General features: G+C 62.7%; 14 protein-coding genes. 11 read left to right on the forward strand and 3 right to left on the reverse strand.

Annotation, left to right across the window (positions count from 1 at the left end; all coding sequences use genetic code 11):
• The 8 genes from ACT9T4_RS14990 (at position 1) to sthA (ending at position 7,287) form a co-directional block, all read left to right on the forward strand.
• Positions 1-1,212, forward strand: coding sequence for an NADH:ubiquinone reductase (Na(+)-transporting) subunit B (locus ACT9T4_RS14990; protein WP_179538582.1), 1,212 nt, complete (start codon positions 1-3; stop codon positions 1,210-1,212).
• Positions 1,205-1,990 carry a Na(+)-translocating NADH-quinone reductase subunit C gene (locus ACT9T4_RS14995; protein WP_042555607.1) on the forward strand — a complete coding sequence of 262 codons (786 nt, stop codon included), beginning with the start codon at positions 1,205-1,207 and terminating at the stop codon, positions 1,988-1,990. Before ACT9T4_RS14990 ends, ACT9T4_RS14995 begins: the two co-directional genes overlap by 8 nt.
• A 3-nt stretch (positions 1,991-1,993) precedes the next feature.
• Positions 1,994-2,662 carry an NADH:ubiquinone reductase (Na(+)-transporting) subunit D gene (locus tag ACT9T4_RS15000; protein WP_179538581.1) on the forward strand — a complete coding sequence of 223 codons (669 nt, stop codon included), beginning with the start codon at positions 1,994-1,996 and terminating at the stop codon, positions 2,660-2,662.
• Entirely contained in the window at positions 2,663-3,271 is a 609-nt protein-coding gene (gene nqrE / locus ACT9T4_RS15005; RefSeq protein WP_042555609.1) for an NADH:ubiquinone reductase (Na(+)-transporting) subunit E, read from the forward strand.
• Between the two features lie 10 nt (positions 3,272-3,281).
• Positions 3,282-4,505 carry an NADH:ubiquinone reductase (Na(+)-transporting) subunit F gene (nqrF, locus tag ACT9T4_RS15010; protein ID WP_042555610.1) on the forward strand — a complete coding sequence of 408 codons (1,224 nt, stop codon included), beginning with the start codon at positions 3,282-3,284 and terminating at the stop codon, positions 4,503-4,505.
• Positions 4,502-5,536 carry an FAD:protein FMN transferase gene (locus ACT9T4_RS15015; protein ID WP_499117704.1) on the forward strand — a complete coding sequence of 345 codons (1,035 nt, stop codon included), beginning with the start codon at positions 4,502-4,504 and terminating at the stop codon, positions 5,534-5,536. The genes nqrF and ACT9T4_RS15015 overlap by 4 nt, the downstream gene beginning before the upstream one ends.
• Positions 5,533-5,766 (forward strand): (Na+)-NQR maturation NqrM, encoded by a 234-nt coding sequence (gene nqrM, locus ACT9T4_RS15020; RefSeq protein WP_042555612.1) that lies wholly within the window; start codon positions 5,533-5,535, stop codon positions 5,764-5,766. The genes ACT9T4_RS15015 and nqrM overlap by 4 nt, the downstream gene beginning before the upstream one ends.
• Positions 5,767-5,892: 126 nt before the next feature.
• Positions 5,893-7,287: a Si-specific NAD(P)(+) transhydrogenase gene (gene sthA, locus ACT9T4_RS15025; protein ID WP_042555613.1), complete on the forward strand. Its 1,395-nt coding sequence runs from the start codon at positions 5,893-5,895 to the stop codon at positions 7,285-7,287.
• A 1,143-nt stretch (positions 7,288-8,430) separates the two neighbouring features.
• On the opposite strand, the gene ACT9T4_RS15030 is transcribed toward sthA, so the two are convergent.
• From ACT9T4_RS15030 to ACT9T4_RS15040, 3 genes are read right to left on the reverse strand one after another with little or no spacing between them, the layout of a single operon-like run.
• Positions 8,431-9,150, reverse strand: a complete 720-nt coding sequence (locus ACT9T4_RS15030) for a glycerophosphodiester phosphodiesterase (protein WP_042555614.1) — start codon at positions 9,148-9,150, stop codon at positions 8,431-8,433.
• 9 nt (positions 9,151-9,159) lie between these two features.
• On the reverse strand, positions 9,160-9,456 hold the full coding sequence (locus ACT9T4_RS15035) for a phosphodiesterase (protein ID WP_499117707.1): 297 nt from the start codon (positions 9,454-9,456) through the stop codon (positions 9,160-9,162).
• The gene (locus ACT9T4_RS15040) at positions 9,453-10,025 is read right to left on the reverse strand and encodes a PilZ domain-containing protein (RefSeq protein WP_499117709.1); all 573 of its coding nucleotides are present in this window, start codon (positions 10,023-10,025) and stop codon (positions 9,453-9,455) included. Before ACT9T4_RS15040 ends, ACT9T4_RS15035 begins: the two co-directional genes overlap by 4 nt.
• A 95-nt stretch (positions 10,026-10,120) precedes the next feature.
• Between ACT9T4_RS15040 and ACT9T4_RS15045 the strand changes: the two genes are divergently transcribed.
• Genes ACT9T4_RS15045 through ACT9T4_RS15055 form a run of 3 tightly spaced genes read left to right on the forward strand, consistent with a single transcriptional unit; the run spans position 10,121 to position 13,312 of the window.
• Positions 10,121-11,371 (forward strand): lipoprotein-releasing ABC transporter permease subunit, encoded by a 1,251-nt coding sequence (locus ACT9T4_RS15045; protein WP_042555617.1) that lies wholly within the window; start codon positions 10,121-10,123, stop codon positions 11,369-11,371.
• Positions 11,364-12,068 (forward strand): lipoprotein-releasing ABC transporter ATP-binding protein LolD, encoded by a 705-nt coding sequence (gene lolD, locus ACT9T4_RS15050; RefSeq protein WP_042555618.1) that lies wholly within the window; start codon positions 11,364-11,366, stop codon positions 12,066-12,068. Before ACT9T4_RS15045 ends, lolD begins: the two co-directional genes overlap by 8 nt.
• Positions 12,068-13,312: a lipoprotein-releasing ABC transporter permease subunit gene (locus ACT9T4_RS15055; protein ID WP_042555619.1), complete on the forward strand. Its 1,245-nt coding sequence runs from the start codon at positions 12,068-12,070 to the stop codon at positions 13,310-13,312. Before lolD ends, ACT9T4_RS15055 begins: the two co-directional genes overlap by 1 nt.
• The last annotated feature ends 19 nt before the right edge of the window (positions 13,313-13,331 follow it).

Genomic DNA, 13,331 nt, shown 5'->3' on the forward strand with positions numbered 1-13,331 from the left:
GTGAGCGTGCGTGAATTCCTCGACAAGATCGAACACAACTTCGAAAAAGGCGGCAAGTACGAGAAGTGGTACGCCCTCTATGAGGCCGTGGACACCTTCTTCTATCGTCCTGCCAGCGTTACCAAAACCACCGCCCACGTGCGTGACGGCATCGACCTCAAGCGCATGATGATCACCGTCTGGGCCTGTACCTTCCCGGCGATGTTCTTCGGCATGTGGAACACCGGCTACCAGGCCAACCTGGTCTATGCGCAGAGCCCGGAACTGCTGGCCGCTCAAGACGGCTGGCGCTTCGCGCTGATCGGTGCGCTGGGCGGTTTCGACCCGAGCAGCCTGTGGGACAACTTCATCCAGGGGGCGGCGTACTTCCTGCCCGTCTACCTCACGGCGTTCATCGTCGGGGGTTTCTGGGAGGTGCTGTTCGCCTCGATCCGTCGCCATGAAGTGAACGAAGGCTTCTTCGTGACCTCGGTGCTGTTCGCGCTGATTCTGCCGCCGAGCATTCCGCTCTGGCAGGTCGCGCTGGGCATCAGCTTCGGCGTGGTGATCGGCAAGGAAGTATTCGGTGGTACCGGCAAGAACTTCCTCAACCCGGCTCTGGTCGGTCGTGCCTTCCTGTTCTTCGCCTATCCGGCGCAGATCTCCGGTGATGGCGTGTGGACCGCCGTGGACGGCTATGCCGGCGCCACCGCGCTGACTGCCGTCGCTGGCGGTGGCGTGGAGAGCCTGATCGACAACGGCCTGACCTGGACCCACGCGTTCATCGGCCTGATGCCGGGTTCCATCGGCGAGACCGGCACTCTGGCGATCCTGCTCGGTGGCGCGGTGCTGCTGATCACCAAGATCGCCTCCTGGCGGATCGTCACCGGAGTCATGCTTGGCATGATCGCCACCGCCACGCTGTTCAACGCCATCGCCTCGGAAAGCAATCCGCTGTTCGCCATGCCCTGGTACTGGCATCTGGTCACCGGGGGCTTCGCCTTCGGCATGATCTTCATGGCTACCGACCCGGTGTCGGCGTCCATGACCAATACCGGCAAGTGGATCTTCGGCATCCTCATCGGCCTGCTGGTGACCATCATTCGTGTGGTCAACCCGGCGTTCCCGGAAGGCATGATGCTGGCGATCCTGTTCGGCAACCTGTGTGCGCCCCTGATCGACCACTACGTGGTACGGGCCAACATCAAGCGGAGGCTGGCGCGTAATGTCTAAGATTAAAGAAACTCCGACACGCACCCTGGTCGTGACCCTGGTGATGTGCCTGGTGTGCTCGATCGCGGTATCGGCCGCCGCGCTGATCCTGCGTCCGACCCAGCAGGAAAATGCGCTGGTCGACCGTCAACGCGCGGTGCTGGTGATCGCCGAGCTCTGGCAGCCGGGCATGTCCAGCGATGAAGTGCGCGAAATGTTCTCCTCGCGCGTCACCCCGCGTCTGGTCGATCTGCGTACCGGCGAGTACAGCGACGCCTTCGACCCGCATACCTTCGACCAGAACAAGTCGATCGCCGATGCCTCCTTGTCCAGCCAGATTCCGGAAGGGCAGGACATCGCCTCGATTCGTCGCCGGGAGCACTACGCTGTGGTCTACCAGATCGAGCAGGACGGGCAGATGGACCGCCTGGTGCTGCCGGTGCGCGGCTACGGCCTGTGGTCGACCATGTATGGTTTCGTCGCCCTGCAGAGTGACCTGGAGACCGTCGCCGGCCTGGGCTTCTACCAGCATGGGGAAACCCCGGGGCTGGGTGGCGAGATCGACAACCCCAACTGGCAGGCCAAGTGGGTCGGCAAGAAGGTCTACCAGAATGGTGAACCGGCGCTGCGGGTCATCAAGGGCAGTGTCAATGAACAGAGCCCGCAAGCCGATTACCAGGTCGATGCCATCGCCGGTGCGACCATCACCGCCAACGGCGTGACTCACATGATTCACTTCTGGCTTGGTGAGGACGGCTTCGGCCCGTTCATCAAGAAGCTCGGCGCAGGGGAGGCTTGATCCATGTCCAAATCCAACATGAAAGAGCTGTTGCTCGATCCGATTCTCAACAAGAACCCGATCGGTCTGCAGATCCTCGGCATCTGCTCGGCACTGGCGGTCACGTCCAGCCTGAGCACGGCGCTGGTGCTGTCCATCGCGCTGACCGTGACCACGGCGTTTTCCAGCTTCTTCATCTCGATGGTGCGCCACCAGATTCCGGGCTCCATCCGCATGATCGCCCAGGTGGTGATCATCGCTTCGCTGGTGATCGTCATCGATCAGTTCCTCAAGGCCTATGCCTATAGCCTGAGTCAGCGGCTGTCGGTATTCGTCGGCCTGATCATCACCAACTGCATCGTCATGGGGCGCGCCGAAGCCTTCGCCATGTCCAACCCGCCGGTGGCGTCGTTCGTCGATGGCCTGGGCAACGGGCTGGGCTACAGCGCCATGCTGGTGGCGCTGGGTATCGTGCGCGAGCTGTTCGGTGCCGGTTCGCTGATGGGCGTGCAGATTCTGCATACCGTCAACAACGGCGGCTGGTATCAGCCCAATGGCTTGCTGCTGCTGCCACCGTCGGCGTTCTTCCTGATCGGCCTGTTCATCTGGGCACTGCGTAGCTACAAAAAGGAGCAGGTCGAGAAGGTCGAGTACCGCATGGCGCCGCAAGTGAAGAACGAGGAGGCTTACTAAATGGAACATTACATCAGCCTGTTCGTCCGTGCGGTGTTCATCGAGAACATGGCCCTGGCGTTCTTCCTGGGCATGTGCACCTTCCTGGCGATTTCCAAGAAGGTCGAAACCTCGTTGATGCTGGGTCTGACGGTGATCGTGGTGATGATCATCACCGTGCCGCTGAACAACCTGCTCTATGTCTACCTGCTCAAGGATGGCGCGCTTTCCTGGGCTGGTCTGCCGGAAGTCGACCTGAGCTTCCTCGGTCTGATCTGCTACATCGGCCTGATTGCCGCCGTGGTGCAGATCATGGAAATGGTGCTCGACAAGTACCTGCCTGCGCTCTACAACGCGCTGGGCATCTTCCTGCCGCTGATCACCGTGCACTGCGCCATCTTCGGCGGCACCCTGTTCATGGTCGAGCGTGACTACAACTTCACCGAGAGCGTGGTCTACGGCGCTGGTGCCGGTGTCTCCTGGGCACTGGCCATCGTGCTGCTGGCGGCGATCCGCGAGAAGCTCAAGTACAGCGATCCACCCGCCGGTCTGCGTGGGCTGGGTCTGACCTTCATCACCGTTGGCCTGATGTCGCTGGGCTTCATGTCGTTCTCCGGCGTACAGCTGTAAGGGGTTGCCAATGGCTTTCGAGATTCTAGTAGCAGTCTCCATGTTCACCGTGGTGATCATCCTCCTCGTGGCGGTGATCCTCATGGCGCGTGCACGCCTGGTTTCCGCGGGCGACGTGAACATCGAGATCAATGGTGAGCGCACCATCACCGTTCCGGCTGGCGGCAAGTTGCTGCAGACCCTGGCCGAGAACGAGATCTTCCTGTCGTCCGCCTGTGGCGGCGGTGGGACCTGTGCGCAGTGCAAATGCATCGTGGAAAGCGGCGGCGGCGAGATGCTGTCCACCGAGGAGTCGCACTTCAACAAGCGTGAAGCCCGTGACGGCTGGCGCCTGTCCTGCCAGACCCCGGTCAAGCAGGACATGAAGATCGAAGTGCCCGAAGAAGTCTTCGGCGTGAAGAAGTGGGAATGCACGGTGGAGTCCAACCCCAACGTCGCCACCTTCATCAAGGAGCTGACCCTCAAGTTGCCGGAAGGCGAGAGCGTCGACTTCCGCGCCGGTGGCTACGTGCAGTTGGAGTGCCCACCGCACACCGTGCAGTACAAGGACTTCGACATCCAGGAGGAGTACCGCGGCGACTGGGACAAATTCAACCAGTGGAAGTACGTGTCCAAGGTCGATGAGACCGTGATCCGTGCCTACTCCATGGCCAACTACCCCGAAGAAGTCGGCCTGGTGAAGTTCAATATCCGCATCGCTTCGCCGCCACCGGGCAAGGACCACCTGCCGCCTGGCCAGATGTCTTCCTGGGTGTTCAGCCGCAAGCCCGGTGACAAGGTCACGGTGTACGGCCCGTTCGGCGAGTTCTTCGCCAAGGACACCGATGCCGAGATGGTCTTCATCGGTGGTGGTGCCGGCATGGCGCCGATGCGTTCGCACATCTTCGACCAGCTCAAGCGTTTGAAGTCCACCCGCAAGATCAGCTTCTGGTACGGCGCGCGCTCGATGCGCGAGGCCTTCTATACCGAGGAATACGACCAGTTGCAGGCGGAGAATCCGAACTTCGAATGGCACCTGGCACTGTCCGATCCGCAGCCGGAAGACAACTGGACCGGCCTCAAGGGCTTCATCCACAACGTGCTGTACGAGAACTACCTGAAGGACCACCCGGCACCCGAAGACTGCGAGTTCTACATGTGCGGCCCGCCCATGATGAACGCCGCGGTGATCAAGATGCTCACCGACCTGGGTGTCGAACAGGACAACATCCTGCTCGACGACTTCGGCGGATGATTCCACGGGCTGCAATACTGCAGCCCGCCCTTGTCACGGCCCTGGCTGTGGCATTGGCGGGCTGCGGCTTTTCCGAGCGTGTCGAAGAGTTCGGCGGCCCTGCTCAGGGCAGCACCTATTCGGTCAAGTACGTGAGCACTGCGTCCGCGCCGGACAAGGCGGCGCTCAAGGCCGAGGTCGAGGCGATCTTCTCCGAGGTCGACGAGCAGATGTCCACCTACCGTGACGACTCGCTGATCGAGCAGTTCAACCGCGCCCCGGCAGGCACCTGCATGCCCATGCCCGAAGGCGTGTTGAAACTGGTGCGCACCGGTGATGAGTTGCACCGCGACAGTGGCGGAGCCTTCGATCTGACCCTGGAGCCTCTGCTCGATCTGTGGGGCTTCGGCCCGCGCGGTAACGGCGAGCGCCAGGTTCCGGATGCCGAGGCCCTGAAAGAGGTGCGCGGGCGCATCGGCCAGCAGCATTTGCATATCGAGGGTGATCGCCTGTGCAAGGATCTCGACCTGCAGGTCGACTTCAACAGCATCGCTGCCGGATATACGGTTGATCGAATCATCGAGCGTCTTGTCGAACGGGGTGTGCGCAGTTACCTGGTGGAAGCCACCGGCGAGCTCAAGGCGGTAGGGCGCAAGCCCGATGGTCAGCCCTGGCGGATCGCCCTGGAAGCGCCCCGTGATGATCAGCGCACCATCCAGCGGGTCATCGAACTGGATGGCTACGGCATTTCCACTTCGGGTGACTACCGCAATTATTTCGAGGAGCAGGGCGTGCGTTACTCCCACACCCTCGATCCGCAGACCGCCGCACCGATTCAGCACACCCTGGCGGCGGTCACCGTGGCTGCACCATCGACGCTGATGGCTGATGGCCTGTCCACCGTGCTGCTGGTGCTCGGCCCCGAGAAGGGCTACTCGTATGCAGAGCGTGAAGGTATAGCGGCGTTTTTCGTGACCCGTGAGGGTGACGGATTCGTCACACGCAGTACCGCCACTTTCGAGCAGCTCTTCGCTGCGGGAGGCAAACAATGACATTCGTAATCGTTTTTCTGGTCATGCTGACGGTCGTCGGCCTGATGGCCGTTGGTGTGATGATGGGTCGCAAGCCCATCGCCGGCTCCTGCGGCGGCATCGCCAATCTGGGGATCGAGAAGAAATGCTCGATCTGCGGCGACGACCGCGAGCTGTGTGAAGAAGTGACGCGAAGTAACGAAGACAAGGGCGCCTCCGGCGTGCAGAGCTTCGACGCGAGCAAGCGCTGATCGCCATTTGCGGTCTGGCCCGGTAGGCTATGCGCTGTTGCGAAATGTTGCGTACCAGGCCGCACGGTCGGTCTGGTTCTGCCGAGAATGCCCGATAAGCGTTCCGGCGTGATCTGAGGAGAGAACATGGCGGTCTACAACTACGATGTCGTGGTATTGGGTTCCGGCCCGGCGGGAGAAGGGGCTGCGATGAACGCGGCCAAGGCCGGTCGCAAGGTGGCGGTGGTCGATGACCGCCGCGAAGTCGGCGGCAACTGCACCCACCTGGGCACCATCCCGTCCAAGGCGCTGCGCCACTCGGTGCGGCAGATCATGCAGTTCAACACCAACCCCATGTTTCGCCAGATCGGCGAGCCGCGCTGGTTCTCCTTTCCGGACGTGCTGAAAAGCGCCGAGCGGGTAATCGCCAAGCAGGTCACCTCGCGCACCGGCTACTACGCCCGTAACCGTATCGACGTGTTCTTCGGCACTGGCAGTTTCGCCGACGAGCAGACCATCGAAGTGGTGTGCCCCAACGGCGTACTGGAAACCCTGTCGGCCAAACAGGTGATCATCGCCACCGGCTCGCGCCCGTATCGCCCGGCGGATATCGACTTCAACCACCCGCGCGTCTACGACAGCGACACCATCCTCACGCTCAGCCACACGCCGCGCCGTCTGATCATCTACGGAGCCGGGGTGATCGGCAGCGAGTACGCATCGATCTTCAGCGGCCTGGGCGTGCTGGTCGACCTGATCGACAACCGTGACCAGTTGCTCAGCTTCCTGGACTCGGAAATTTCCGACGCCCTGAGCTACCACCTGCGTACCAACAACGTGCTGATTCGTCACAACGAAGAGTACGAGCGCATCGAGGGCCTGGATAACGGTGTGATCCTGCACCTCAAGTCCGGCAAGAAGATCAAGGCCGATGCGCTGCTGTGGTGTAACGGGCGTACCGGTAACACCGACAAGCTGGGCCTGGAAAACATCGGTATCAACGTCAACAGCCGTGGTCAGGTGCAGGTCGACGAGCATTACCGTACCGAAGTCGACAACATCTACGCTGCCGGTGACGTGATCGGCTGGCCAAGCCTGGCCAGTGCCGCGGCTGACCAGGGTCGCTCCGCGGCCGGCAGCATCGTCGACAACGGCAGCTGGCGGATCGTCGATGACATTCCTACCGGTATCTACACCATTCCCGAGATCAGCTCGATCGGCAAGAACGAGCACGAGCTGACCAAGGCGCAGGTGCCGTACGAAGTCGGCAAGGCGTTCTTCAAGAGCATGGCCCGTGCGCAGATTTCCCACGAGCCGGTGGGCATGCTGAAGATCCTCTTCCACCGCGAAACCCTGGAAGTGCTCGGCGTGCACTGCTTCGGCTACCAGGCTTCGGAGATCGTGCACATCGGCCAGGCGATCATGAACCAGAAGGGCGAGGCGAATACCCTGAAGTATTTCGTCAACACCACCTTCAACTACCCAACCATGGCAGAGGCCTACCGGGTAGCGGCGTTCGACGGCCTCAACCGGCTTTTTTGAGCGGCTCCGGCCGGCGGCCTGAGCCGGTCGGGGATCCTTTCGCCGACTCCCGCGACTGGCGCTGGCCAAACCGCGAGAGCGTCTGAGCAGGCCCGAAAACCGATCCCTTGTGGATCGGTTTTTTTATGGACGGCACCTGTCGAAAGCAGACAGGGCAGCCGGGGCCGAACGCAGCGATATCCAGGATTATCTGATTCAAGCTTATCGCTGCCCTCGACCCCGTGCGGTGGCTCGTCATGCGCGAATCGCGGGCATGGCCCGCTCCCACAGCGTCAGGCCGAGCTTGGCTCACGAGGCAAAAACAACGGTGCGGCCACCGATCGCCTGCAAGCAGGCTCCTACGCGATGTTGGCGCAGATCCGTAGGAGCCCGCTGCGGGCGATGCGCCGGTGGCCATCTTGCCGCTGCCCTTGGACCGAGTGCGGGAACGCGCCATGCGCGAATCGCGGGCATGGCCCGCTCCCACAGCGTCTGGCCGAGTTTGGCTCACGAGGCAAAAACAACGGTGCGGCTACCAATCGCCTGCAAGCAGGCTCCTACGCGACGTTGGTGCAGATCCGTAGGAGCCCGCTTGCGGGCGATGCGTCGGTGGCCATCTTGCAAAGATTGAGCGCAGCCACACCCAGGATCGTTGATTCACGCTTATCGCTGCCCTCGGACCGAGTGTGGGAGCGCGCCATGCGCGCGAATCGCGGGCATGGCCCGCTCCCACAGCGGTCGGCCGAGCTTGGCTCACGACACAAAAATAACGGCGCGGCCACCAATCGCCTGCAAGCAGGCTCCTACGCGATGTTGGCGCAGATCCGTAGGAGCCCGCTTGCGGGCGATGCGCCGGTGGCCATCCTGCAAAGATTGAGCGCAGCCATCCTCGGGATCGTCGATTCGCGGTTATCGCTGCCCTCGACCGAGTGTGGGAGCGGGCCATGCGCGCGAATCGCGGGCATGGCCCGCTCCCACAGCGTCTGGCCGACGCCTGGCTCACGACACAAATAACGGTGCGGCCACCAATCGCCTGCAAGCAGGCTCCTACGCGACGTTGGCGCAGATCCGTAGGAGCCCGCTTGCGGGCGATGCGCCGGTGGCCATCCTGCAACGTCGCGGCATGGCCACCGATCGCCTGCACGGCGGCAGGCTGTGGAGGACTCAGCCGCGCAGGGTGCTCACTGCGATACCGGGGAAGTCGGTGATGATGCTGTCCACACCGAAGTCTGCGAGGCGGCGCATGAGGGCGGGTTCGTTGACTGTCCATACCGACACGTGCAAACCGGCCTTCTGGGCCTTGAGCAGGCGTTCCGGGGTGCACAGCGTCCAGTTCAGGGCCAGCAGGTCGCAGCCATAGTTGCGGGCGACCTTGAGCGGATCCAGCCAGGCGTATTCGGCGACCAGGCCGCGGGCCAGGTGCGGTGTCAGGCGCTGGGCGGCGCTCAGGACCTCACGGGAGCTGGAGGTGATGGTGATCTTGTCGTCCAGACCAAAACGCCGGCTGAGCAGGGCGATGGCCTCCACCGTACGGGCGGCGCGGACCTTGGAGGCGCTCTTGACCTCCAGTTGCCAGTGCTCGAAATCGCACTGCTCGAACAGTTCGCTCAGGCGCGGAATGGGGCAGGGGTGGCGCCAGCCCGGGCCGCCACGGCGGGCGTCGTAATGCACCAGGTCGGCGGCGTCATGCTCGACCACCTTGCCGCGCTGGCCGGTGGTGCGCTTCAACGTCGGGTCATGGATGACCATCAGCTCGCCATCACGGGACAGGTGCAGGTCCAACTCGCAGCGACGCACGCCGTGCTCGAGGCATTGCTGAAAGCTGGTCAGGGTATTTTCCGGGGCTTCGCCCTTGGCGCCGCGGTGGCCGTAGATCAGGGTCACGGTTGCTCCTTACTCGGTTCGTGTGGTGCGCGGTTGTTGATGGCGCACGCTGTTGATCACGTGGTCGTATTCGAAGTAAACGCTGAATTCACGGTAATCCCAGCGGGTAATCGGTGGCTTGCCGACTGCGGGATGCTCTTCGTCAGCCAGGCCGAAGCGCTCCAGCACCGAGCGCTTTGACTGACCGAGCTGTGGCAGATCGGTGAGGTCAGCGCCTTGTTGGCCGATGGGGATTGTCAGGGTGTCGGCATGGCTTGTCAGTGGTAGCAACAAAACCAGTGACAAAAATAATCGACGTGCAGTCATACGGAATCCTCGCGAGCCTGACGGCGCTCCTGCGCCTGGCGTTGCAGGATATGTCGGGCGAGCAGTTGGCGCTGTGCGTCAGTCAGCGCTTCGAATTCGGCGCCGATCTCGAATTGCCCTTCGTGGTCCTGGCAATGCAGCACCCTGGCACGCAGCAGCAGGCCCAGTGCCTGGGGCATGAGCACCATCTTCAGCGCCAGGTGCGTGTCGACCGGCAGGGGCTGGGCATTGAGGAAACTGATGCCGCCCTCCGACAGGGTGACGCGTTTCGGCGGGCCGATATCGCGCAGCAGGCTCTGGGCCATGGCCTGACCGAGCAGGTCGATGCGTTTGTTGACCACCTTGAGGTAATTGGCCAGGGTGCGGTCGCGCTCGCTGATGTTGCGCAGCAGGTGCTGGGACTCGAAGTCCATCAGATGCAGTTCGCTGAGCAGGTTGAACAGCGGTGAAGCGTCGTGAAGCTCGTCACTGGCCAGGGCTTCGGCACCAGCCAGTGGGGTGAAATCCAGTGCGATCGTGTCCTCGATACGGTAGTATTCGCGGCGATCATTTTCGTCTTGAGTCGACATGGCGAACCCATGGCAGCGGTGGTGGTCAGAGTGTAAGGCCGCTCGCCAGGCCCCGCCACAAGGACGTTTCTCTTTCCCTCGAACAAGCGCCCCACATGTTCAGACCCCTGTCCGTTTTTCTCGGTACGCGCTACACGCGGGCCAAGCGTCGCAACCACTTCGTTTCGTTCATATCCCTGACCTCGATGATCGGGCTGGCACTCGGTGTGCTGGTGATGATCCTGGTGTTGTCGGTGATGAACGGCTTCGACCATGAAATGCGTACCCGCGTGTTGGGCATGGTGCCCCACGCCACGGTCGAGAGCTCCCAGCCGATCAGCGACTGGCGCCGCCTCGCCGACCGTGCGTTGCAGAACCCCCAGGTCATCGCCGTGGCGCCGTTCAGCCAGATGCAGGGCCTGCTGACCAACGATGGCAAGGTACAGAAGGTGCTGATCAATGCCGTGGATCCCGTCGAGGAGCCCAAGGTATCGATCATCGGCGACTTCTTCCGCGAGGGCCGGCTGGAGGATCTGCAGCCTGGCACCTTCGGCATCGTCATCGGTGACAAGGCGGCCGAGAAGCTCGGTGTTGGCCTGGGTGACAAGCTGACCTTCGTGGCACCGGAAGTCACCGTCACCCCTGGCGGCATGTTTCCGCGTCTCAAGCGTTTCACCGTGGTCGGCATCTTCCATGTCGGTGCCGGTGAAATCGACGGTTTCATGGCCATGACCCACATTCAGGATCTGGCCCGCCTGCAGCGCCACCAGGCCGATCAGGTGCAGGGCATCCGCCTCAAGTTCGCCGACCTGTTCCAGGCGCCGCGCACCGCCTGGCAACTGGCGCAAAGCTTTGGCGAGCAGGACTACCTGGCCCGCGACTGGACGCGCACCCACGGCAATCTGTATCAGGCCATCCGCATGGAAAAAGCCATGATCGGTCTGTTGCTGCTGCTGATCGTCGCCGTGGCAGCCTTCAATATCATCTCCACCCTGGTGATGGTGGTGACCGACAAGAAGGGCGATATCGCCATTCTGCGTACCCTGGGCGCCACGCCGATGCAGATCATGGCCACCTTCATGGTGCAGGGCACGGTGATCGGGGTGATCGGTACCCTGATCGGCGCGCTGCTGGGCATCCTCGCCGCGCTCAACATCAGCTCGATCATCGCCGGCGTCGAGCGCCTGCTCGGCTTCAAGTTTCTCAATGCCGATGTGTACTTCATCGACTACCTGCCGTCGCAACTGATGCTCGCCGACGTGGTGCAGGTCTGCGGTGCGGCATTGGTCCTGAGTTTCCTCGCTACTCTTTATCCGGCCTGGCGCGCGGCGCGCACCCAGCCCGCGGAGGCATTACGTTATGAGTGATCCGGTCGTGCAGGCGCAGGCAAGCGCCGTGCTCAGCTGCCGCAACCTGAGCAAGCGCTACGAAGAAGGCCCACAGTCGGTGGTGGTCCTCGACGACCTGCAACTGGAGCTGTTGCCCGGTGAGCGGGTGGCCATCGTCGGCAGTTCGGGCTCCGGCAAGAGCACCCTGTTGAACATGCTCGGCGGCCTGGATACGCCGAGCAGCGGCAGCGTCTGGCTGGCCGGTGAGGAGCTGTCGGCGCTCAACGAGAAACAGCGCGGCCTGCTGCGTAACCGCGCGCTGGGGTTCGTCTATCAGTTCCACCACCTGCTGGCCGAGTTCACCGCGCTGGAGAACGTGTGCATGCCACTGCTGATCGGCAAGACCTCGATCAGCGAGTCGCGTCAGCGTGCCACCGAGTTGCTCGAGCGGGTCGGCCTGGGCCATCGCCTGAGCCACAAGCCTGCCGAGCTTTCCGGTGGTGAGCGGCAGCGCGTGGCGATTGCCCGGGCGCTGGTCAATCGCCCGGGGCTGGTGCTGCTCGACGAGCCTACCGGCAACCTCGACAACCACACCGCTCAAGGTATTCAGGACCTGATGCGCGAACTCAGCACGCAGTCGCAGACCGCCTTTCTGGTGGTGACCCACGACCTGCAGTTGGCGCGGCAGATGGACCGGGTGCTGAGCCTGGAAGACGGCAAGCTGGTGCACGCCTGATGTTTCGCCCGCTGAGTGTCTTCATCGGCCTGCGTTACACCCGCGCCAAGCGCCGCAACCACTTCATCTCGTTCATTTCCCTGACCTCGATGATCGGCCTCTCTCTGGGCGTGCTGGCGATGATCGTGGTGCTGTCGGTGATGAATGGTTTTCACCGGGAAATGAGCTCGCGCATTCTCGGCATGGTGCCCCATGCGACCATCGCCGGTTCGCCAGCCCTGGCCGACTGGCAGGCGCCAGCCAAGGTCGCCCTGGAAAATCCCCAGGTGGAAGCGGCCGTGCCCTTCGCCGAGCTGGAAGGCATGCTGTCTTACCGCGGCGTGATGCAGCCGATTCAGCTGCACGGCATCGACCCCGAGCTGGAACCGAAGGTCTCGATCATCGGCGATCACATGGTGCAGGGCCGTCTGAGCGATCTGCGCGAAGGCGAGTACGGGGTGATCATCGGTGAGATCACTGCACGCCGTTTCCAGCTGCAGGTTGGTGATCGGCTGGCGCTGATCGTGCCGGAAATCAGCTCGGTACCGGGTGGTATCACGCCGCGCATGCAGCGTCTGAACGTGGTCGGCATCTTCAAGGTGGGCGCCGATCTGGACAGCTCCCTGGCCCTGATCAACGTAGCCGATGCCGCGCAGATTCAGCGCCTGGAACCCGGCTCGGTGCAGAGCATCCGCCTCAAGCTGAAGGATCTCTACCAGTCGCCGCAGGTTGCCGCCGGCATTGCCGCGCAACTGGGCGAGGGTTACCGCGCCAGCGACTGGACGCAGACCCAGGGCAGCCTGTTCAGCGCCATGAAGATGGAGAAGACCATGATCGGTCTGCTGCTGCTGCTGATCGTCGCGGTGGCTGCCTTCAACATCATCGCCACGCTGATCATGGTGGTCGCCGACAAGGGCGCCGACATCGCCATCCTGCGCACGCTGGGCGCCACGCCGCGGCAGATCATGGGGGTGTTCATGGTGCAGGGCACGGTGATCGGGGTGATCGGTACCCTCATCGGTGGCGTGCTCGGTGTGCTGGCAGCGCTGAACGTCAGTGAGCTGGTGGGGTGGCTCGAGCGTATCAGCGGGCAGCATGTGTTCAGCTCCGACGTGTACTTCATCAGCACCTTGCCGTCCGAGCTGCAGGTCGCCGACGTGGTGCTGATCTGCAGCGCTGCGCTGACCCTCAGCTTCCTCGCCACGCTCTATCCTTCCTGGCGTGCGTCGCGCACCCAGCCAGCCGAGGCGCTGCGTTACGAATGAGCTGCTAAGCTGAAGGAGG

The sequence above is a fragment of the Pseudomonas sp. SZ40 genome, from assembly GCF_052958135.1.

Excerpts from the sequence above, each read along its gene's own strand:
- nqrE (WP_042555609.1), top strand. The coding sequence starts at position 2,663 with ATGGAACATTACATCAGCCTGTTCGTCCGTGCGGTGTTCATCGAGAAC.
- nqrM (WP_042555612.1), top strand. The coding sequence starts at position 5,533 with ATGACATTCGTAATCGTTTTTCTGGTCATGCTGACGGTCGTCGGCCTG.
- ACT9T4_RS15035 (WP_499117707.1), bottom strand. The coding sequence starts at position 9,456 with ATGACTGCACGTCGATTATTTTTGTCACTGGTTTTGTTGCTACCACTG.
- sthA (WP_042555613.1), top strand. The coding sequence starts at position 5,893 with ATGGCGGTCTACAACTACGATGTCGTGGTATTGGGTTCCGGCCCGGCG.
- ACT9T4_RS15040 (WP_499117709.1), bottom strand. The coding sequence starts at position 10,025 with ATGTCGACTCAAGACGAAAATGATCGCCGCGAATACTACCGTATCGAG.
- ACT9T4_RS15015 (WP_499117704.1), top strand. The coding sequence starts at position 4,502 with ATGATTCCACGGGCTGCAATACTGCAGCCCGCCCTTGTCACGGCCCTG.
- ACT9T4_RS14995 (WP_042555607.1), top strand. The coding sequence starts at position 1,205 with ATGTCTAAGATTAAAGAAACTCCGACACGCACCCTGGTCGTGACCCTG.
- lolD (WP_042555618.1), top strand. The coding sequence starts at position 11,364 with ATGAGTGATCCGGTCGTGCAGGCGCAGGCAAGCGCCGTGCTCAGCTGC.
- ACT9T4_RS15045 (WP_042555617.1), top strand. The coding sequence starts at position 10,121 with ATGTTCAGACCCCTGTCCGTTTTTCTCGGTACGCGCTACACGCGGGCC.
- ACT9T4_RS15000 (WP_179538581.1), top strand. The coding sequence starts at position 1,994 with ATGTCCAAATCCAACATGAAAGAGCTGTTGCTCGATCCGATTCTCAAC.
- ACT9T4_RS15055 (WP_042555619.1), top strand. The coding sequence starts at position 12,068 with ATGTTTCGCCCGCTGAGTGTCTTCATCGGCCTGCGTTACACCCGCGCC.
- nqrF (WP_042555610.1), top strand. The coding sequence starts at position 3,282 with ATGGCTTTCGAGATTCTAGTAGCAGTCTCCATGTTCACCGTGGTGATC.